15 protein-coding genes and 1 pseudogene are annotated in these 19,571 nt (G+C 71.5%); 10 read left to right on the top strand and 6 right to left on the bottom strand.

What is annotated here, in order from left to right; translation table 11 throughout:
* Positions 1 to 100: 100 nt before the first annotated feature.
* From scy to ABZ027_RS03300, 6 genes are all read left to right on the top strand, one after another.
* Positions 101 to 4,012, top strand: a complete 3,912-nt coding sequence (scy, locus tag ABZ027_RS03325; RefSeq protein WP_356763856.1) for a polarized growth protein Scy — start codon at positions 101 to 103, stop codon at positions 4,010 to 4,012.
* A 183-nt stretch (positions 4,013 to 4,195) separates the two neighbouring features.
* Positions 4,196 to 5,131, top strand: coding sequence for a cellulose-binding protein (locus ABZ027_RS03320; RefSeq protein ID WP_356763854.1), 936 nt, complete (start codon positions 4,196 to 4,198; stop codon positions 5,129 to 5,131).
* Between the two features lie 233 nt (positions 5,132 to 5,364).
* Positions 5,365 to 6,318 (top strand): ABC transporter ATP-binding protein, encoded by a 954-nt coding sequence (locus ABZ027_RS03315; RefSeq protein ID WP_356763852.1) that lies wholly within the window; start codon positions 5,365 to 5,367, stop codon positions 6,316 to 6,318.
* A gap of 1 nt (position 6,319) precedes the next feature.
* Positions 6,320 to 7,090 carry an ABC transporter permease gene (locus ABZ027_RS03310; RefSeq protein ID WP_356763850.1) on the top strand — a complete coding sequence of 257 codons (771 nt, stop codon included), beginning with the start codon at positions 6,320 to 6,322 and terminating at the stop codon, positions 7,088 to 7,090.
* A gap of 134 nt (positions 7,091 to 7,224) precedes the next feature.
* The gene (locus tag ABZ027_RS03305) at positions 7,225 to 8,574 is read left to right on the top strand and encodes an ATP-binding cassette domain-containing protein (protein WP_356763848.1); all 1,350 of its coding nucleotides are present in this window, start codon (positions 7,225 to 7,227) and stop codon (positions 8,572 to 8,574) included.
* Positions 8,571 to 9,440, top strand: a complete 870-nt coding sequence (locus ABZ027_RS03300; RefSeq protein ID WP_356763846.1) for an ABC transporter permease subunit — start codon at positions 8,571 to 8,573, stop codon at positions 9,438 to 9,440. Before ABZ027_RS03305 ends, ABZ027_RS03300 begins: the two co-directional genes overlap by 4 nt.
* Before the next feature lie 18 nt (positions 9,441 to 9,458).
* Here ABZ027_RS03300 and ABZ027_RS03295 read toward each other — a convergent pair whose 3' ends face one another.
* Complete coding sequence (locus tag ABZ027_RS03295; protein ID WP_356763844.1) at positions 9,459 to 9,791, bottom strand: ATP/GTP-binding protein; 333 nt, start codon at positions 9,789 to 9,791, stop codon at positions 9,459 to 9,461.
* A 220-nt stretch (positions 9,792 to 10,011) separates the two neighbouring features.
* Between ABZ027_RS03295 and ABZ027_RS03290 the strand changes: the two genes are divergently transcribed.
* Complete coding sequence (locus tag ABZ027_RS03290) at positions 10,012 to 11,040, top strand: LLM class flavin-dependent oxidoreductase (RefSeq protein WP_356763842.1); 1,029 nt, start codon at positions 10,012 to 10,014, stop codon at positions 11,038 to 11,040.
* A gap of 97 nt (positions 11,041 to 11,137) precedes the next feature.
* Here ABZ027_RS03290 and ABZ027_RS03285 read toward each other — a convergent pair whose 3' ends face one another.
* Complete coding sequence (locus tag ABZ027_RS03285) at positions 11,138 to 11,530, bottom strand: SCO5389 family protein (RefSeq protein WP_095748035.1); 393 nt, start codon at positions 11,528 to 11,530, stop codon at positions 11,138 to 11,140.
* Between the two features lie 395 nt (positions 11,531 to 11,925).
* On the opposite strand from ABZ027_RS03285, the pseudogene ABZ027_RS03280 reads away from it, so the two are divergent.
* Positions 11,926 to 13,559 (top strand): annotated as a pseudogene (locus ABZ027_RS03280) (IS200/IS605 family accessory protein TnpB-related protein).
* Between the two features lie 58 nt (positions 13,560 to 13,617).
* Positions 13,618 to 14,289: an endonuclease NucS gene (gene nucS, locus ABZ027_RS03275; protein ID WP_356763840.1), complete on the top strand. Its 672-nt coding sequence runs from the start codon at positions 13,618 to 13,620 to the stop codon at positions 14,287 to 14,289.
* 71 nt (positions 14,290 to 14,360) lie between these two features.
* Here nucS and ABZ027_RS03270 read toward each other — a convergent pair whose 3' ends face one another.
* From ABZ027_RS03270 to ABZ027_RS03255, 4 genes are all read right to left on the bottom strand, one after another.
* Positions 14,361 to 16,979, bottom strand: coding sequence for an ATP-binding protein (locus ABZ027_RS03270; protein ID WP_356763838.1), 2,619 nt, complete (start codon positions 16,977 to 16,979; stop codon positions 14,361 to 14,363).
* 265 nt (positions 16,980 to 17,244) lie between these two features.
* Positions 17,245 to 17,568 carry an STAS domain-containing protein gene (locus tag ABZ027_RS03265; RefSeq protein ID WP_031040714.1) on the bottom strand — a complete coding sequence of 108 codons (324 nt, stop codon included), beginning with the start codon at positions 17,566 to 17,568 and terminating at the stop codon, positions 17,245 to 17,247.
* A 173-nt stretch (positions 17,569 to 17,741) separates the two neighbouring features.
* Positions 17,742 to 18,590, bottom strand: a complete 849-nt coding sequence (locus ABZ027_RS03260) for a 3-hydroxyacyl-CoA dehydrogenase family protein (RefSeq protein WP_356763836.1) — start codon at positions 18,588 to 18,590, stop codon at positions 17,742 to 17,744.
* Between the two features lie 171 nt (positions 18,591 to 18,761).
* Entirely contained in the window at positions 18,762 to 18,932 is a 171-nt protein-coding gene (locus ABZ027_RS03255; protein ID WP_356763834.1) for a hypothetical protein, read from the bottom strand.
* Between the two features lie 41 nt (positions 18,933 to 18,973).
* Here ABZ027_RS03255 and ABZ027_RS03250 point away from each other — a divergent pair, with 41 nt between their 5' ends.
* Positions 18,974 to 19,546: a cob(I)yrinic acid a,c-diamide adenosyltransferase gene (locus ABZ027_RS03250; protein WP_356763832.1), complete on the top strand. Its 573-nt coding sequence runs from the start codon at positions 18,974 to 18,976 to the stop codon at positions 19,544 to 19,546.
* The last annotated feature ends 25 nt before the right edge of the window (positions 19,547 to 19,571 follow it).

The raw sequence follows: 19,571 nt of genomic DNA, 5'->3' as shown, positions 1-19,571 counted from the left end.
TCCGCCGTTGATCTGACACCATTCCCCGGGAGCCCCGTTCGGCGTACGGACGGAGCTCGTACGGAGAGACTTGCGACCAGGGGACGGATGGGACCGCGCAGTGCGGGGCTACGAGAGCCAGGAGCGGGAACCGGCGGCTGACGTCGACCACCTCACTCGTTTCGAAGCCGAGATGAAGCGGCTGAAGACCGAGCGGGAAAAGGCGATCCAGCACGCCGAGGACCTCGGCTACCAGGTCGAGGTGCTGCGCGCCAAGTTGCACGAGGCGCGGCGCACCATCATGTCCCGGCCCAGCTTCGACGGCGGTGACCTCGGCTACCAGGCCGAGCAGTTGCTGCGCAACGCGCAGGTCCAGGCCGACCAGCTGCGCCAGGAGGCCGAGCGTGAGCTGAGCCAGGCCCGGTCGCAGACCCAGCGCATCCTCCAGGAGCACGCCGAGCAGGCCGCCCGGCTCCAGGCGGAGCTGCACCAGGAGGCGGTCACCCGCCGCCAGCAGCTGGACCAGGAGCTGTCCGAGCGCCGGCAGACCGTCGAGTCGCACGTCAACGAGAACGTGGCGTGGGCCGAGCAGCTGCGCGCCCGGACGGAGCAGCAGGCCCGCCGGCTTCTCGACGAGACCCGCGCGGAGACCGAGCAGGCCATGGCCGCCGCCCGCGCGGAGGCCGAACGGGTGACCTCGGAGGCCCGGCAGCGGTTGCAGAGCGAGGCCGAAGCGGCCCGCGCGGAGGCCGAGCAGCTGCTGCGGCGGGCCCGCGCGGACGCCGAACGCCTGCTGAACGCCGCCTCCACCCAGGCCCAGGAGGCCACCGACCACGCCGAGCAGCTGCGGACGTCCACCGCGACCGAGTCGGACACGGCCCGTCGTGAGGCGCAGGAGCTCAGCCGGACCGCCGAGCAGCGCATGGCGGAGGCCGACACGGCCCTGCGGGAGGCACGCTCCGAGGCGGAGAAGCTGGTCGCCGAGGCCAAGGCGGCCGCCGAGAAGGCGCTGTCGAGTGCCGAGTCGACCAACGAGCAGCGCACCCGCACGGCGAAGGAGCAGGTCGCCCGGCTGGTCACCGAGGCCACCAAGGAGGCCGAAGCCACCCGGGAGTCCGCCGAGCAGATCGTCGCGGACGCCCGCGCCGAGGCCGAGAAGCTGCTGGACGAGGCAGCCGAGAAGGCCCGCAACCTCACCGCCGAAGAGAGCGCGACGCAGCTGTCCAAGGCCGCCAAGACCGCCGAGGAGGTCCTGACCAGGGCCCAGGAGGACGCGCAGAACACCACCAAGGCCGCCGCCGAGGAGGCCGAGCGGATCCGCACCGAGGCGGAGACCGAGGCGGACCGGCTGCGGGCCGAGGCGCACGACATCGCCGAGCAGCTCAAGGGCACGGCGAAGGACGACACCAAGGAGTACCGCGCCAAGACGGTCGAGCTGCAGGAGGAGGCCCGTCGGCTGCGCGGCGAGGCCGAGCAGCTGCGCGCCGACGCGGTCGCCGAGGGCGAGAAGATCCGCTCCGAGGCCCGCAAGGAGGCCGTCCAGCAGATCGAGGAGGCGGCCAGGACCGCCGAGGAACTGCTGGCCAAGACCCGGCAGGACGCGGACGAGCTGCGCCAGAAGGCCACCGCGGACAGCGAGAAGGTCCGTACCGAGGCCATCGAGCGGGCGACCACCCTGCGCCGGCAGGCCGAGGAGACGCTGGAGCGCACCCGCAACGAGGCCGAGCAGCAGCGCGCCGAGGCCGTCGAGCTGTCCGAGGAGATCAAGGCCGCCGCCGAGCGGGCCGCGGACGAGCTGCGCGAGGAGAGCGAGCGGGCCGCGGAGGCCCGTCGCGCGGAGGCCGCCGAGGAACTGACCCGGCTGCACACCGAGGCCGAGGAACGGCTCGCCTCCGCCGAGCGGGCTCTGACCGAGGCCCGCGAGGAGGCCTCCCGGATCCGCCGCGAGGCCGGCGAGGAGAGCGACCGGCTGCGCGGCGAGGCCGCCGAGCGGATCCGTTCGCTCCAGCAGCAGGCCGAGGCGGAGGCGGAGCGGCTGCGCACCGAGGCCGCGTCGGACGCGTCCGCGTCCCGCGCGGAGGGCGAGGCCGTCGCCGTGCGCCTGCGGTCGGAGGCCGCGTCCGAGGCCGAGCGGCTGAAGTCGGAGGCGAAGGACACCGCCGACCGGGTACGGGCGGAGGCGCAGGCCGCCGCCGAGCGGCTGTCGACGGAGGCGTCGGAGACGCTGGCCGCCGCGCGGGAGGAGGCCGACCGGCGTCGGCGCGAGGCCGAGGAGTACCTCGGTTCCGCCCGGCAGGAGGCCGACCAGGAGCGTGAGCGGGCCCGCGAGCAGAGCGAGGAGCTGCTGGCCTCGGCGCGCAAGCGCGTGGAGGAGGCGCAGGCCGAGGCCGTACGACTGGTCGAGGAGGCCGAGCGGCGGGCCACCGAGATGGTGTCCGCCGCCGAGCAGCACGCCCAGCAGGTGCGGGACTCGGTCGCCGGGCTGCACGAGCAGGCGCAGGAGGAGATCACCGGGCTGCGCAGCGCCGCCGAGCACGCGGCGGACCGTACCCGCCGAGAAGCCCAGGAGGAGGCGGACCGGGTCCGCTCCGACGCCTACTCCGAGCGGGAGCGCGCCACCGAGGACGCGAGCCGGGTCCGGCAGCAGGCGAACGAGGAGTCCGAGGCCGCCAAGTCGCTCGCGGAGCGCACGGTCTCGGAGGCGATCGCGGAGGCGGAGCGGCTCAGGTCGGAGGCGTCCGAGCACGCCCAGCGGCTGCGTACGCAGGCGTCGGAGACCATCGCCGAGGCCGACCAGGCGGCGGGGCGTACCCGGGCGGACGCCCGCGAGGACGCCAACCGCATCCGGTCGGACGCGGCCACGCAGGCCGACGCCCTGATCACCGAGGCACGCAACGAGGCCGAGCGGCTCACCACCGAGACGATCACGGACACCGACCGGCTGCGCCGGGAGACGGTGGCCGAGGCCGAGCGGCTGCGGTTGGAGACGATCGCGGAGGCCGAGCGCGTACGGTCCGAGGCGCTCGCCCAGGCCGAGCAGTTGGTCGGCGAGGCCAGGGGCGACGCGGAGCGGCTGCGCGCGGAGGCCGCGGACACCGTCGGGGCGGCCCAGCAGCACTCCGAGCGGGTCCGCGCCGAGGCGGAGCGGGTCCGGACGGAGGCGGAGACGGCGGCCGAGCGGCTGGTCAACTCCGCGCGCGAGGAGGCCGAGCACACCCTCGACGAGGCCCGGCAGAACGCCCACAAGCGCCGTTCCGAGGCTGCCGAGCAGGTCGACAAGCTCATCACGGAGACCACCGCCGAGGCCGACAAGCTGCTCACCGAGGCGCAGCAGCAGGCGCAGAAGACCACCGCGGAGGCGGAGTCCCGGGCCGACAGCATGGTCGGCGCCGCCCGCACCGAGGCGGACCGGCTGGTGTCCGAGTCGACGGTCGAGGGCAACGCGCTGGTGGAGCGGGCCCGCACGGACGCGGACGAGCTGCTCGTCGGTGCCCGCCGGGACGCCACCGCGATCAGGGAGCGCGCCGAGGAGCTGCGCGAACGCATCACGGGCGAGATCGAGAGCCTGCACGAGCGGGCCCGCCGCGAGGCCGCCGAGACGATGAAGACGACCGGCGACCGCTGCGACGCCCTCATCAAGGCGGCCGAGGAGCAGCTCGCCAAGGCCGAGGCGAAGGCCAAGGAACTGGTCTCGGAGGCCAACTCCGAGGCGGGCAAGGTCCGGATCGCCGCCGTGAAGAAGGCCGAGGGGCTCCTGAAGGAGGCCGAGCAGAAGAAGGCGGCGTTGATCAGGGAAGCCGAAGAGCTCAGGGCGGAGGCGATCCGCGAGGCGAAGCGCACGGTCGAGGAGGGCAAGCGCGAGCTGGAGATCCTGGTTCGCCGCCGGGAGGACATCAACGCCGAGATCTCCCGTGTCCAGGACGTCCTGGAGGCGTTGGAATCCTTCGAGGCGCCCGGAGCGGGCAAGGACGGCGTCAAGGCGGGGGCCGTGGTCGGTGCCCCTCGTTCGGGTGGCAAGGCGTCAGAGGGTTAGAACAGACGGCGGATTCCGGTACCTTCTGGGGCCTTTGACCAAGTCTTTGGCAAGTCGTCCCGCGGTTAGCCACCCAAAAGGGGTGTCATTCTCCAGATCAAACGCGCATCCGCTCGATGACAGACCGCTTCGGCCCCTAGGATTCCCCCTATCACCTCACCGGTCTCATTTGACAGGAACCCCATGAGCGACACTTCCCCCTACGGCTTCGAGCTTGTGCGGCGTGGGTACGACCGCGCGCAGGTGGACGAACGGATCTCGAAGCTCGTCTCCGATCGTGACAGCGCTCTCGCCCGCATCACCGCTCTGGAAAAGCGCATCGAGGAGCTCCACCTCGAGACGCAGAACGCCCAGGCCCAGGTGAACGACGCCGAGCCGTCGTACGCCGGTCTGGGCGCGCGTGTCGAGAAGATCCTCCGTCTCGCCGAGGAAGAGGCCAAGGACCTGCGCGAGGAGGCGCGTCGCGCCGCCGAGCAGCACCGTGAGCTGGCCGAGTCGGCCGCCCAGCAGGTCCGCAACGACGCAGAATCGTTCGCTGCGGAGCGCAAGGCCAAGTCCGAGGACGAGGGCGCCCGGATCGTCGAGAAGGCCAAGAGCGAGGCTTCGCAGCTGCGTTCCGAGGCGCAGAAGGACGCGCAGTCGAAGCGTGAGGAGGCCGACGCCCTCTTCGAGGAGACCCGCGCCAAGGCCGCGCAGGCCGCCGCCGACTTCGAGACGAACCTCGCCAAGCGCCGCGAGCAGTCGGAGCGCGACCTGGCGTCCCGTCAGCAGAAGGCGGAGAAGCGTCTCGCGGAGATCGAGCACCGCGCGGAGCAGCTGCGCCTGGAGGCGGAGAAGCTGCGCACGGACGCCGAGCGTCGCGCCCGTCAGACCGTCGAGACGGCTCAGCGCCAGGCCGAGGACATCGTGGCCGACGCCAACGCCAAGGCGGACCGCATCCGTTCGGAGTCCGAGCGGGAGCTGGCGGCTCTCACCAACCGCCGCGACTCCATCAACGCCCAGCTGACCAACGTGCGCGAGATGCTCGCCACGCTCACGGGCGCCGCGGTGGCCGCCGCCGGCACGCCGGCCGACGACGAGCCGGTCTCCCGGGGTGTCCCGGCTCAGCAGTCCCGGTGACCGCCAGCGGGTGACGTAGTACGGCCGGGCCCGCATCCTCTGCGCAGGGGGTGCGGGCCTTCCTCGTGCCCGAGCTCGCCCGGCCGACGGCGAGAACAAGCCGTCCACGACCATTGCCTGCGTGCTGTCCGTGGCCGGATCCCTGCCGTCTTTCACGTTTCTTGTCACACTCGTCGGCCCCCGTTTGCCCAGCCGGTTGGCATTCGCGGAACACGGGTCCTAGCGTGGTCCGCATGATCGAGCTGGAGGGCCTCACCAAGCGGTACGGCGAGAAGACGGCGGTCAACAACCTGACCTTCACCGTCAGACCCGGCATCGTGACGGGCTTCCTCGGGCCGAACGGCGCCGGGAAGTCGACCACCATGCGCATGATGCTCGGCCTCGACCGCCCCACCGCCGGGGACGTCCGTATCGACGGCAAGCACTACGACCAGCTCAAGGACCCGCTGACGTACATCGGCGCCCTGCTGGACGCCAAGGCCATGCACGGCGGCCGGAGCGCCCACAACCACCTGCTGTGCCTCGCGCAGAGCAACGGCATCCCGAAGAAGCGGGTGCACGAGGTGCTGGACACGGTGGGTCTCACCGCGGTCGCGAAGAAGAAGGCCAAGGGGTTCTCGCTCGGCATGGGCCAGCGCCTCGGCATCGCGGGCGCGCTGCTCGGCGACCCGCGGATCCTGATGTTCGACGAGCCGGTCAACGGGCTCGACCCCGAGGGCATCCACTGGATCCGCAACCTGATGAAGACGCTGGCCGCGCAGGGCCGTACGGTCTTCGTCTCCTCACACCTGATGAGCGAGATGGCGCTGACCGCCGACCACCTCGTCGTCATCGGCCAGGGGCGGCTGCTCGCCGACACCTCCATGGCCGACTTCATCGCGCAGAACTCGCGCTCGTACGTCCGGGTCCGCAGCCCGCAGCGTGAGCGTCTGCTCGACGTGCTGCACCGCGCCGGGGTCACCGTGGTGGAGACCGGCAACGGCTCGCTGGAGGTCGACGGCAGCAAAGCCGAGTACATCGGCGAGCTGGCCGCCCAGAACCAGCTCGTCCTGCACGAGTTGAGCCCCCAGCAGGCCTCCCTGGAGGAGGCGTTCATGCAACTGACCGCGGGGGCGGTCGAGTACCACGCACACTCCGACGCGCCCGCCGAGCAGCAGCCGTGGGGCGACGGCTGGAAGGGGAACTGAGATGGCTGCGATCCAGGTCGTCCGGTCCGAATGGACCAAGATCCGGTCGGTGGCCTCCACGGTGTGGACGCTGTCGCTGGCCGTGGTCGTCACCATCGCGCTCGGCATGCTGATCTCGGCGTTGTCGGAGAATGAGTTCAACACCAGGAACGCGCAGGACAGGCTGTCCTTCGACCCGACCTACACCAGCTTCGCCGGCATGAGCCTCGGGCAGCTCGCGATGATCGTGTTCGGGGTGCTGGTGGTGTCGAACGAGTACAGCACCGGCATGATCCGCACCTCGCTGGCCGCCGTACCGCGGCGCGGCGCCTTCCTGGCCAGCAAGATCGCGGTGGCCAGCGGGCTGGTGCTCGTGGTGGGCCTCGCCACCAGCTTCGTCACCTTCTTCCTCGGGCAGGCGATGCTCGGCGAGCACAAGGCGTCGATCGGTGACGCCGGGGTGCTGCGCGCGGTCATCGGCGGCGGGCTCTACATGACCCTGATCGCGATGTTCTCGATGGGCGTCGCCGCGATGCTGCGCTCCCCCATGCTGTCGCTGGGCATCCTGATGCCGTTCTTCTTCCTGATCTCCACCATCCTGGGGAACGTCTCCGCGACGAAGAAGATCGGCCGGTTCCTGCCCGACCAGGCCGGCAGCAAGATCATGCAGGTGGTCACCCCGGCCAACGACGACACTCCGTACGGTCCCTGGGGCGGCCTCGGCATCATGGCGCTGTGGGTGCTCGTCGCGCTCGCCGGAGGGTACGTGCTGCTCAAGCGGAGGGATGCCTGAGCCGCCGGCGGGACACCGGGGGCTTTGGTGGGGCTTGTTTTGAAGTGAGCGGAACCGTCAGCGTCCCGATAAGCTCCTAACCCTTACGGGGGGCGTGTGCCCCGCTGTCCTGAACCTTGCGATGGGTGCGGAGCATGATCGAGGCAGTCGGCCTGACCAAGCGCTACGGCGACAAGACCGCTGTGTACAACCTTTCCTTCCAGGTACGGCCCGGCACCGTCACCGGCTTCCTCGGGCCCAACGGCTCGGGCAAGTCGACGACGATGCGGATGATCCTCGGGCTGGACAACCCCACGTCGGGGCAGGTGACGATCGGGGGCTATCCCTACCGCAGGCTTCCCAACGCCCCTCGCCAGGTCGGTGCGTTGATCGACGCCAAGGCCGTGCACGGCGGCCGTACCGCCCGCAACCACCTGCTGAGCCTGGCCCAGTTGTCCGGCATCCCGGCCCGCCGGGTCGACGAGGTGCTGGGCGTGGTCGGCCTCCAGGACGTGGCGAAGAAACGTTCCAAGGGCTTCTCCCTCGGTATGGGCCAGCGGCTCGGCATCGCCGCCGCGCTGCTCGGCGACCCGCAGGTGCTGCTGTTCGACGAGCCGGTCAACGGCCTCGACCCCGAGGGCATCCTCTGGGTGCGCAACCTGATGAAGGCGCTGGCGGCGGAGGGCCGTACGGTCTTCGTCTCCTCGCACCTGATGAGCGAGATGGCGCTGACCGCCGACCACCTGATCGTCATCGGACGCGGTCAGCTGCTCGCCGACATGAGCATCACGGACTTCATCTCGGCGAACTCGGCCGACTTCGCACGCGTGCGGACGCCCGACACCGAGCCGCAGCTGCGCGAGAAGCTGTCGTCCGCGCTCTCCGAGGCGGGCGGGCACGTGATGCCGGAGCAGGACGGCGCGCTGCGCGTGACGGGACTGCCGCTGCCGCGCATCAGCGACATCGCGCACGGCACGGACGTACGCCTGTGGGAACTGTCGCCGCACCAGGCCTCGTTGGAGGAGGCGTACATGCGGATGACCCAGGGCGCCGTCGACTACCGCTCGACCATCGACCAGAAGGCCGGGCTCCAGCAGCCGCTGCCGCCCGGTGCGCAGCCGCCGATGCCGGTGCCGGGACAGGGCCAGCCGGGCTGGTACGCCCCGCCGGCGCCCCAGCAGGGCGGGCAGCCGTTCGCGGGGGCACCGGGGCAGCCCGCTGCGCCGGGTCAGCCTCAGCCGGTGCCGCAGGGGCACCCCGGCGCCCAGGGACAGCCTGGGCAGCACGGGCAGCCGATGGCTCCGGCGCAGCCGCCCGCGGGCCCCTACGGGGCTCCCGGCGCGCCCGGTGCCGCTCCCGCCCCCGGCGCCTCGCCCAACCCCTACGCGCAACCGCAGGCGGCGCCGCAGGCCCCGGCCCCGGCCGACGCTCCCGCCGCGCCGACCGCGCGACCCTCCGCCTCCGCTTCCGCCTCCGACCTGACCAAGCCCGAGGACGCCCGATGAGCACCCCGCAGCCCCCGATGCCGCAGGCCGCCCCCGCCTGGCAGGCGGCGCCCGGACCGTCGTACCCCAGCTACACCTCGCCGATCCCGGTCGTGCGCACGCACCTCGGGCACGCGATCGCCTCCGAGTGGACGAAGATCAAGTCGGTGCGCTCCACGATGTGGACGCTCGGTGTGTTCGTGCTGCTCGTCATCGGCATCGGACTGGCGGCCGGCGCGGTGGTGGCCGGCAACACCGACGCGGGGGACGTAGGGGACGAGAACCCGCTGTCGTTGGGGTTCTTCGGCCTGTTGCTCGGCAGCATGTGCGTCATCACGCTCGGCGTGCTGACCACGGCCTCCGAGTACGGCACCGGCATGATCCGCACCACGATGGTGGCGTGCCCGTCCCGTGGCCGGGTCCTGGCGGCGAAGTCGATCGTGTTCTTCGTGGTCGCGTTCGTGGTGACCCTGGTCTCGGCACTCGTCGTCGCGCTCGCGGACGTCGCCATGCTGGAGGGCGCCAGGGAGCCGACCGCCCAGGAGTGGCTCAAGGGCACGGTCGGCATCTCGCTGTACATCGCGCTGCTCGGGCTGATCTCCCTGGTCATGGGCTCGATCATCCGGCACTCGGCGGGCGCGATCACCATCATGATCGGCCTGGTGCTGGCCCCGCTGGTCATCGCGCTGTTCATGTTCTCGCAGTCGCTGGAGAAGCTGCGCGAGGCCCTGTTCGAGTACTCCATCCCGAACCAGCTCAGCGTCTTCTACTCCAACTCCCTGACCGAGTCCGGCCCGTCCGGCTGGGACCCGCTGTGGATCGCCCTCGGCGTGACGGCCGCCGCGTTCGCCGCTGCCTACGCCCTGCTGGAGAAGCGCGACGTGTGACGTCTCAGAGCCGGGGTCTCAGAACCTCGGCGCGCTACGGGACCGCTGCACCCGCGTGGTGCGGCGGTCCTTCGCGTTCCAGCAGGCCTTGTGCCAGTGACGGCGCTCGTCGACGCCCGAGTGCTCCGGCCAGGCCACCACGTGCGCGACGCCGTCCGGGATCAACTGCTCGCAGCCCGGGCAGCGGTACGTCTTGCCCTGGGCGCTCGCCCCGGCCACGTGCCGCACGCTCCACTGCTCGCCCCGCCAGTCCTCCGCGCTCTGCCAGCCGCCGTAACGGCCGGGCCGGTCGTCCTCGGCGCTGTGGCTCGACGAGTCGGTTCCCTTGGGTCGGTTGCGACGCGGGGACACAGGACACCTCACGGGGCTATACAGGATGCAGGGCTCGTGCCCAGCGTACGCGGCAGAGGCCGGGGTACAGGCAGGGAACGGACCCCCGCACGTCCCCCTCCGTCGACTCATTCTGCAGACAATCCGCAAATCCCTTCGCCAGACCGTGTCCTCGGCACGTGTCAGACGGTTATGCCGGGTGGGGGAGCTCCCTGTCGGAGCCAAGGAAGCAGGAAGAGCGATGCACGTAGGCAGTTTCGTGTTGGCGGCCCAGTTCCCGGGGCAGGGCCAGGGGGAGGCGCTGTACCGCGCGGTCCGCTCGGCCGAGGTGGCCGAGGAAGCCGGGCTTGACGCGGTCTGGCTGGCCGAGCACCACTTCGTGCCGTACGGCACCTGTCCGTCGGCGATCACCCTGGCCGCGTTTCTGCTCGGCCGCACCCGCCGGATCCAGGTCGGCACGGCCGTCAGCGTGCTGCCCACCGCCCACCCCGTGGCCCTCGGCGAACAGGCCGCGCTGCTGCACCTGACGAGCGGCGGCCGTTTCTCGCTGGGCGTCGGGCGCGGCGGCCCGTGGGTCGACCTGGAGGTGTTCGGCGCGGGTCTTCAGGCGTACGAGTCGGGGTTCCCGGAATCACTCGATCTGCTGGTGCGCTGGCTGCGTGAACCGGCGGTCGGCGCGGCGGGCGAGCGGTTCAGGTTCCGTGAGGTGCCGGTCGTGCCCCGGCCGTCGGAGGCGCTGACCGACACCGTCGGCCCCGAAGTGGTCGTCGCGTGCACCTCCCCGGCGAGTGTGCGGCTGGCCGCGGAGCGCGGGTTGCCGATGCTGCTCGGGATGCACGCCGGGGACGAGGAAAAGGCCGAGATGGTCGCCCTGTGGCGCAGGCACGCGCGCGCGAGCGGACATCCGCCGGCGGAGGTCCTCGGCGCGGCCCATGTCTCGGCCGGCGTCTGCCAGATCGCGGACCGGCGCCAGGACGCGGTGGAGGCGTTGACGAAGGCGATGCCGGGCTGGCTGAAGCAGGGGCTCGGCGCCCATGTCACGGTGGACGGCAGCGAACGCCGGATGCGCGACCCGCTGGCGTACACCGAACTGCTCTGCGAACTGCACCCGGTGGGCACCGCTCGCCTGTGCGCCGACCGTCTCGCCGCGACCAGCGAGCGGACCGGCATCTCCCGTTTCGCCCTGCTCGTCGAGGGCTCGGGAGACCTCGCGGCCACCGAGGAGAACGTACGGCGGCTGGGTGCCGAGGTCATTCCGCACCTCGGCTGACGACCCCCGTCAACTGGTCTGTCCTGCGGGGAACTTGCCGCCCCGGTATTGAGGCACCTCCCACGTACGGAGCGGCAAGCCGGCAGCTCACTGCTGGTCAGCAGTCCCGCAACTCCGGGGACTGGTTCAACAGCTGGTTGCGCACCGAGGTGAAGCGGGCGAGCGTCTCGTCGACGGAGGAGTCCAACGGGAAGACCGCCACCCGGTGGCAGTTCTGGAAGGCCAGCCGAACACCGAAGTGCCGCTGCAGCGCGCCGCGTATCGCGTCACTCGCGAGCGCACGCAGCAGCTGACCGCGTGCCTGCTCGTCCGGCGGGGGCGTCTGGTTGTCGGCGAACTGACCGCCGTCGACCTTCAGCTGGGCCACCAGGGAGCTGATCATCTCCCATGCGTAGGGCAGGGAGGTCCGGACGCAGTCGACGAAGGCAGCTTCGTCGACCTCGCCTCGCTCGGCCTGTTCGAGTAGGGCCGGTGAGACGTCGAGCGACATGGGTTCTCCTCTCGCACCCCCGATCACCAGGGGTTGCCGGACAGATAAAGGGAGTTCGTGATACCGAACACGCTGTGTACACAACTCGCGACCTCCCGTTTACTACGGTAAGCAGCGGATGGTGACGGCACCAGCAGAATGCGTACATGCAGAGGCCTCATTGGGCTCACAATCGGCCACAACCGAACGAGGGTTGCAGCTGCTGCCACTGGAACACGATCGAGTGCGTTTGAGTGAGCGCCAGTGAGTCCTGGTTATGCCCTGTGCTGAGCGGCCCAGAGGGCCCTGCGGTGGAACGGAAGTTCCTGCATCGAATGCGTGACCTCTGCTGCGGGGTGCTCGTTGGATGCGGTGACCAGTTCTTCGGGTGGTCTTGGTCGGCGGGGGTGGTGGGGTTGGGCGGGTTGCGTGAGGCGGCGGAGTCGTTCGTGGTGCCCGGTCCCGCTGGGGTGGCGATCCGGGCCCGGCTGCGGGTGTCGCAGGCGAATGCGGCGGTGCTGGCCGAGGTGGGCGCGTTCCTGGGCTCGCTGGCCGCGAGGGATCTCGCGGTGCGTTCCCAACGCGGGCTGGAGCACGATGCCGCCGCGTGGGCGGTGCGCAAGCGGGAACTGACGGGGGTCTCGTCGGCCAGGTGGGCGGGCAGTATCACCAAGGCCACGCATGACCAGTGGGCACTGGCCCGGCGCGGACAGGCGGCCGAACTGGCCTGGCTGCGCAGGCAGATCGCCTCGATTGAGGCGCGGCTGGCGCGTCCGCTGGGCGCGAAGGCGGACAAGCGGGCTGGCCTGGCACGCGGCTACGGCTCGCGCTCAGAATGGCATGCCAAGTCCCGCCGCTTACACGCGCTCCAGTCCCGGCTGGCTGGGGTGGAGGCGGACTGGGCGGCGGGCCGGGTGCGGGTGGTGCGCGGCGGGAAGAAACTCGCACACCTGCGCCACCACCTGGATGCGGCCGGGCTTGATGAGCAGGCGTGGCGGGAGCGGTGGCGGGCAGCGCGGATGTTCCTGGCGGCGGACGGGGAGTCCGGTAAACGCTTCGGCAACGAGACGATCCGTGTCACCGACACCGGACAGCTCTTCCTCAAGCTCCCAGCCGCCCTGGCGCATCTGGCGAACGCCCCGCACGGCAGGTACGTGCTGGAGGCGCGCGTGCAGTTCGCGCACCGGGGCGAGGAGTGGCTGGACCGGATCACGAACAGTCGGGCGGTGGCCTACCGCATCCACCACGATGTGGTGCGGGGCCGTTGGTATGTGACCGCCTCCTGGCAGCGCACCCCGGCCCCCGTCCTGCCCCTGCACGCGGCCCTCGCCCGGGGCGTGGTGGGCGTGGACATGAATGACGACCACCTGGCCGCCTGGCGACTGGACGTGCACGGCAATCCGGTGGGTGAGCCCCGCCGCTTCTTCTACCACCTGTCGGGCAGCGCCCAGCACCGGGACGCGCAGCTCCGGCACGCGCTGACCCGGCTGCTGCACCACACCCGCGCATGCGGCGCCGCTGCCATCGCGGTCGAGGACCTCGACTTCACCGACGGCACAAGCCGTGAGAAGCACGGCCGCAACAAGCGTTTCCGGCGTCTCATCTCCCGTTTCCCCACCGCGAAGCTGAAGGCGCGGCTGGTGTCGATGGCCGCCGAGCAGGACGTCGCGGTCGTGGCGGTGGATCCGGCGTACACCTCCCGGTGGGGTGCCCAGCACTGGCAGCAGCCCCTCACCAGCAGTACCCGACAGGTTTCCCGGCACGATGCGGCGTGCATCGCGATCGGGCGACGCGCCCTTGGACACCCGATCCGGCGACGGACGGCACCGCCCCCGCACGACCAGAGCGATCGTGCGGGGCATCGGACCGCCCAGGCCCCACCGGAGGCCAAGGACGTGAGGGACCCCGCCCCCGCATCCCCGGACCACGCACCAGATGCGTGCCCCCGGACAGCGGAGCGAAAGCGGGCGACCAGAACACCCAACACCGTTCGGGGCGTTCGTCTGAGCAGGAGTCCTGGCACCAGGACTCACTCCCGCTCAGACTCTAGGAACGGTTTACCGGGCCGAATCGCGTGCACCTGTGCCCGTCGAGTAGCGTTGCCGACCATGCGTCTCGTCATTGCCCGATGCTCCGTCGACTACGCGGGCCGGCTCACCGCCCACCTCCCCTCGGCCCCCCGGCTGATCCTGGTGAAGGCGGACGGCAGCGTCTCGATCCACGCGGACGACCGGGCCTACAAGCCTCTGAACTGGATGTCGCCGCCCTGCACGCTGAAGGAGGGTTCCGGTGACGAGGACGGCGTCTGGACCGTCATCAACAAGGCGGGCGAGAAGCTCATCATCACGATGGAGGAAGTCCTCCACGATTCCTCGCACGAACTGGGCGTGGACCCCGGCCTGATCAAGGACGGCGTGGAAGCGCACCTCCAGGAACTCCTCGCCGACCGCATCGAGACCCTCGGCGAGGGCTACACGCTCATCCGCCGCGAGTACATGACGGCGATCGGGCCCGTCGACATCCTGTGCCGGGACGCGGAGGGCAAGACCGTCGCGGTGGAGATCAAGCGGCGTGGCGAGATCGACGGGGTCGAGCAACTCACGCGCTATCTCGAGCTGTTGAACCGCGATCCGCATCTCGCCCCGGTCCGCGGTGTCTTCGCCGCCCAGGAGATCAAGCCGCAGGCCCGCGTCCTGGCCACGGACCGCGGCATCGGCTGCGCGGTCCTCGACTACAACGCCCTGCGCGGCATCGAGGACGACAAGCTGCGCCTGTTCTGACGGTCACTCCGTCACGACGACGTGAAGGGCCCGGTCCGCTGGTGGACCGGGCCCTTCAGGCTGTACGGGCGTCAGATCACCGGCGCGGAGTCGCTCGGTGAAGCTGCGTCGGCGCTCGCCGGGGCGCTCGCGGAGCTGCTGGTCTCCACGGGGGCGCTGGCGGTCGCGGGGCCGCTGGCAGTGTTTGAGGTCTCCGGCGGCGTCGTCGGGGTGTCCGTGGGCGGTTCCGTCGGCGGGTCCGTGGGAGTGTCCGTCGGGGTGTCGGTGGGCGTGTCCGTGGGCGAGTCGGTCGGGGTGTCCGTCGGCGGCTTCGACGGCGAGCTGGGCGGCCTGGGCGAGGTCGGCGGCTTCGACGAGGTCGACGGACTGCCGCTCGGCTTCTTCGTCCCGCTCGGGTCGTCGGACGGCTGCACCGGGTCGGTCGGCGTCGGGTCGTCGGCGGTGCCGAGGGTGCCGTCGGGGCCGGGGTCGGCCGGCCTGCTGGTCGCGGTGCCGGTGTCGCTGTCGCCGTCGTCGCTCTTCGGGACGTCCGCGCCCAGGCCGCCGTCGTCCGGGCCCTGGCTGGCGGAGGGGTCGACCCCCACGTGGTCGGCCGGTGGTTTGGCGTCGTTGTCGGAGGTGGCGCCGAGTGTCACCACCGTGCCGAGCACGGCCACCAGCAGGGCGCCCGCGCCCGCCGCCACGAGGTTGCGCCTGGCCATTCCCCGCAGGCCGCCGCGCGCCTTGTGCGTCGACGGGGACAGGCCGGAGACCCTGGTGGACCCGGACGGCCCCAGAGGGCCGGAGGGCGAGCCGTAGGTGACCAGCGTGCCACTGTCGGTGGGCGGCTGGAGCGGCGGGAAGGCCGCCGGGACACCGGCCGAGGGCGACTGCGACTCCTCGTACCGCGCGTCCGGTACCTCCTCCCCCGCCGTCGCGGGGAGGCCGGGCACCGTACCGGAGCGGTCCGCGACCAGCGCGAGGGCGCGGCGGCCCGCGACGGTGCCGCGCTTGTCGGAGAGGGCGCCGCGCAGGCCGATGGAGGCCTCCAGCTCGGCCCGGGCCCGGTCGAGCTGTCCGCCGCAGAGGGCGAGGACGCCGAGCTCGTGGTGGAAGTAGGCCTGTTCGGCGACCTCACCGGCGAGCCGGGAGGCCTCCGCGCCGGCACGCAGCGCCCGCTCCCAGGCACCCCAGTGCAGCCCGGCCGCGAAGGCGGGCGCCGCCGCCCGGGCCAGCTGCACGGCGACGCTCTCCTCGCCCTCGGCGGGCGCGGTGGCCGTCGGCGCGAGGACGCTGAGGGCGGCGAGCAGGGCGCCCGCCTCGGCGCACACGCGCTCCGGGGTGACCGAGGGGTGCCCGGCCCACCACGCGTAGTGCTGGGCGGCGGCGAGCGCCTGGGACTCCGTGTCGTCGCCGTATCCGGCGGCCTCCAGCTGGATCTGGACGCCGGCGGCGAGGCGGTAGCCGGAGCCTGCCGGGGAGACCAGTCCGCACGCGGTCAGCTCGCCCAGCGCGGCGTCCGCGTGGGTGTGGCCGACCAGAGCGGGCAGGTGCGCCTGGTGGGGCACCTCGCCGCCGAGTGCGACGGCGAACCGCAGGGTGGCGCGGGCCGAGTCGCTGAGGTGGGCGGCGAGCAGCGGGGCGGGCGCGGCGGCCTCGCCGAGCGAGGGCAGGGGAACGTTGTCGGCGTCGTCCGGGTCGAGGGACGGGGCGAAGGGCGCGCCGACCTCGGTCAGGTCCGTGAAGACGCCGAACTCGTCGGTGGCCCCGGCCCGCTGCCGGTCGCGCTGCCGCAGCAGGGCCCCGGCCTGGACGAAGCGCAACGGCAGGCCCTCGGACTCGAAATAGAGGTCGCCGGCCCAGTTGGACTCCTCCTCGGTGAGGACGCGGCCGACGGCACGCTCCAGGAGTTCCAGCCCGTCGGCGCGCTCCAGGCCGCCCAGGAAGACCTCTTCGAGCGCGGAGTCGGCGGACGGGGCGGGCACGTCGGGGGTGGCCGCGATCAGGAAGGCGCACTCGGGTGTGGCGTCCAGCAGTTCGTCGAGGGCGGCGCCGCCGAACTCGATGTCGTCCAGGACGACGACCGCGCCGATCTCCCGGACGTGAGCGAGCAACGCGTCCCGGTCCGGGCGGTGCAGGGGCGCGTCGTGGACGGCGTGGAAGAGGTCGTGCAGCAGCTCATTCGCGGTGCGGTGGACGCCGCTGAGGCGGATGACGCCGTCGGGGGCGAGGTCCGCGCAGTCCTCGGCGACGAGGTCGAGGAGGCTGGTGCGGCCGGAGCCGGCGGGGCCGGTCAGGCGGACGGAGCGGCCCCGGGCGAGCAGCCGCACCAGGCGTTCGCGTTCGTCCCGGCGGGCCGGCAGCGGCAGCTCGGGCCAGGCCGGGCCGGGCGGGGTGGGTGGTCCGGCCGCGCGGGCGGACTCGGCGCGCTCGGCCGCGGTGAGCTTCTCGGGCCGTCCGGGGCGTTCTCCCGGCGGGCAGACCTCGATCTCGCTGCCGTCGACGGGATTGACGGTGAGCAGGAAGTCGCCCGCGACGAGCCGCACCGTGCGGGCGAGTGCGGGCCCCTGCGGAACGAAGTCGGAGGTGAGGGCGTCCCTGAACGGACGCTGGCGCGACGCGTGGCCGCCCCCGGTCTCGAACTCATTCGACCGGGAGGTACCGCCGTCGTCGTGGCCGTACTCCTCGGGTTCCCGGTTGTCAGGGTCCATCAGGTCCAAGCCCCCAAAAGCGTCGTGTGCACAGTTCCGGCCCCTCCCGACCTTTTGCACACCGCGCTGTCGCCTCTGGTCCGGGCCCGCTTGAGGGTTGTCACGCTGCGGGCGACCGAACCCTAAACCTTCGCACAGTATCTCCGACATACCGGGGTACCGCGCCGTCCGAGACGTCACGGTCTCGTGAGGATTGCGTGCGTCGTACGTTTCGTGACACACCGGTCGGACGCTTCCGCCCGCCGGACCGCACTCGCTTCGCGGGTCACACCCGGGGCAGCGACTCCACCCCGATGCCGCCCTCGATCGCCAGGATGCGGTGCAGTCTGGTGGCGACCAGCAGGCGCTGCATCTGCGGCGGTACGTCGCGCAGGACCAGCCGTCGGCCGCAGCGGCCGGCCCGCCGGTGTGCCCCCATGATCACCCCGAGGCCGGTGGCGTCCCAGGAGTCCAGCTCGGACAGGTCCAGGACCAGATCGCCGACGCCGTCATCGACGGCCGAGTGCAGGACCGTACGGGCGTCCGCCGCGCTGCGTACGTCGAGGCGGCCCCCGACGACCAGCTCGGCGTGGTCGCCCCTGATGTACATACTCGCTCCCCTGTGCGTGCGTGCCGTGCTCCGCGAATGAGTTGCCTTGCCGTGTGCCAGGTGATGCAACCTCTGACGGCGGTGAGCGGTCAGAGGTTGCCGTCTGTAAGCGAACCGATATCGAATTCACCCTGGCGTGTGATGCGCCAGGGGCCTGTGCGAGGTGAGAGCTCTCAGTGCTTGTAGAAGCCCTGCCCGCTCTTACGTCCGATGTCACCGGCGTCCACCATCCGGCGCATCAGCTCCGGCGGGGCGAACTTCTCGTCCTGGGACTCGGTGTAGATGTTGCTGGTGGCGTGCAGCAGGATGTCGACGCCGGTGAGGTCCGCCGTGGCCAGCGGGCCCATCGTGTGGCCGAAGCCCAGTTTGCAGGCGAGGTCGATGTCCTCGGCGGTGGCCACGCCCGACTCGTAGAGCTTGGCCGCCTCGACGACGAGCGCCGAGATGAGACGGGTGGTGACGAAGCCGGCCACGTCCCGGTTGACGACGATGCAGGTCTTGCCGACGGATTCGGCGAACTCCCGCGTGGTGGCGAGGGTTTCGTCGCTCGTCTTGTAGCCGCGCACCAGCTCGCACAACTGCATCATCGGGACCGGCGAGAAGAAGTGCGCGCCGACGACCCGCTCCGGGTGCTCCGTCACGGCCGCGATCTTGGTGATCGGGATCGCGGAGGTGTTGGAGGCGAGGACCGTGTCGTCGCGGACGATCTTGTCGAGCGCACGGAAGATCTCGTGCTTGACTTCGAGCTTCTCGAAGACGGCCTCGACGACGATGTCCGCGTCGGCGACCGCGTCCAGGTCGGTGGTCGCGGTGATCCGGGCGAGGGCCGCGTCGGCGTCGTGCGCCTCCAGCTTGCCCTTGCCGACGAACTTGTCGTACGAGGCCTTGATGCCGTCGGTGCCGCGCCTGAGCGCCTCGTCGGTGACGTCGCGCAGTACGACGTCCCAGCCCGCCTGCGCGGAGACCTGGGCGATACCGGAACCCATCAGGCCGGCGCCGATGACGGCAAGCTTCCGTGCCACTGTGCGACTCCCCTTCGAATGACTGCACACGAGCGCTCACATGACTGCACACGTGCGCTCACACGCTGTTCATGTTTGCCTCTCCGGCGGACCCTAGCGCCCGTGAAGGGCGGTGTGACCGGTAAGTAATGCGCGTCACGTCTCATCTGACGGACATCACACCGCCACGGGTCATTCGACGCCACGGACGGCGTAGTTGGGCACCCGCCGGCCCAACAGCTCCTCCTTGCCGCCGAGAAGCGCGAGGACCACTCGCTCCCCTTCGTCCGGATTGCGCCGCCCCCTGCCGTACGGCGTCCCGATGGCCGTCCGCCGTGCCGCGCGGTCCGTGACAGTGGGCACACCAGCGCGCCGGACGTACGGTACATAACTACTCTGACCCCATGGTCAATCTGACGCGCATCTACACCAGGACCGGCGACCAGGGCAGCACCGCCCTCGGCGACATGAGCCGGGTCGCCAAGACCGATCTGCGGATCTCCGCGTACGCGGACGCCAACGAGGCGAACGCGGCCCTCGGCACGGCGATCGCGCTGGGCGACCTGGACGAGGAGATCGTCAAGGTCCTCACCCGCGTCCAGAACGACCTGTTCGACGTGGGCGCGGACCTGTCGACGCCGGTCGTGGAGGACCCGAAGTTCCCGCCCCTGCGGGTCGAGCAGTTCTACGTGGACAAGCTGGAGGCGGACTGCGACCGCTTCCTGGAACAGCTGGAGAAGCTCCGCTCCTTCATCCTCCCGGGCGGCACCCCCGGCGCGGCCCTGCTCCACCAGGCCTGCACGGTCGTACGCCGCGCCGAGCGCTCCACCTGGGCCGCGCTGGAGGTTCACGGCGACACGATGAACCCGCTCACCGCGACCTACCTCAACCGGCTGTCCGACCTGCTGTTCATCCTGGCCCGGACGGCGAACAAGGCCGCGGGCGATGTCCTGTGGGTCCCGGGCGGGGAGCGCTGAGCCGAACGCGCCGGGCGGTGCGCGC

It is taken from the genome of Streptomyces sp. NPDC006332, from assembly GCF_040612855.1.
Lineage (GTDB): Bacteria > Actinomycetota > Actinomycetes > Streptomycetales > Streptomycetaceae > Streptomyces.
Note: the sequence above shows the minus strand (reverse complement) of the source record. Positions and strands in the feature narration are given on the sequence as shown.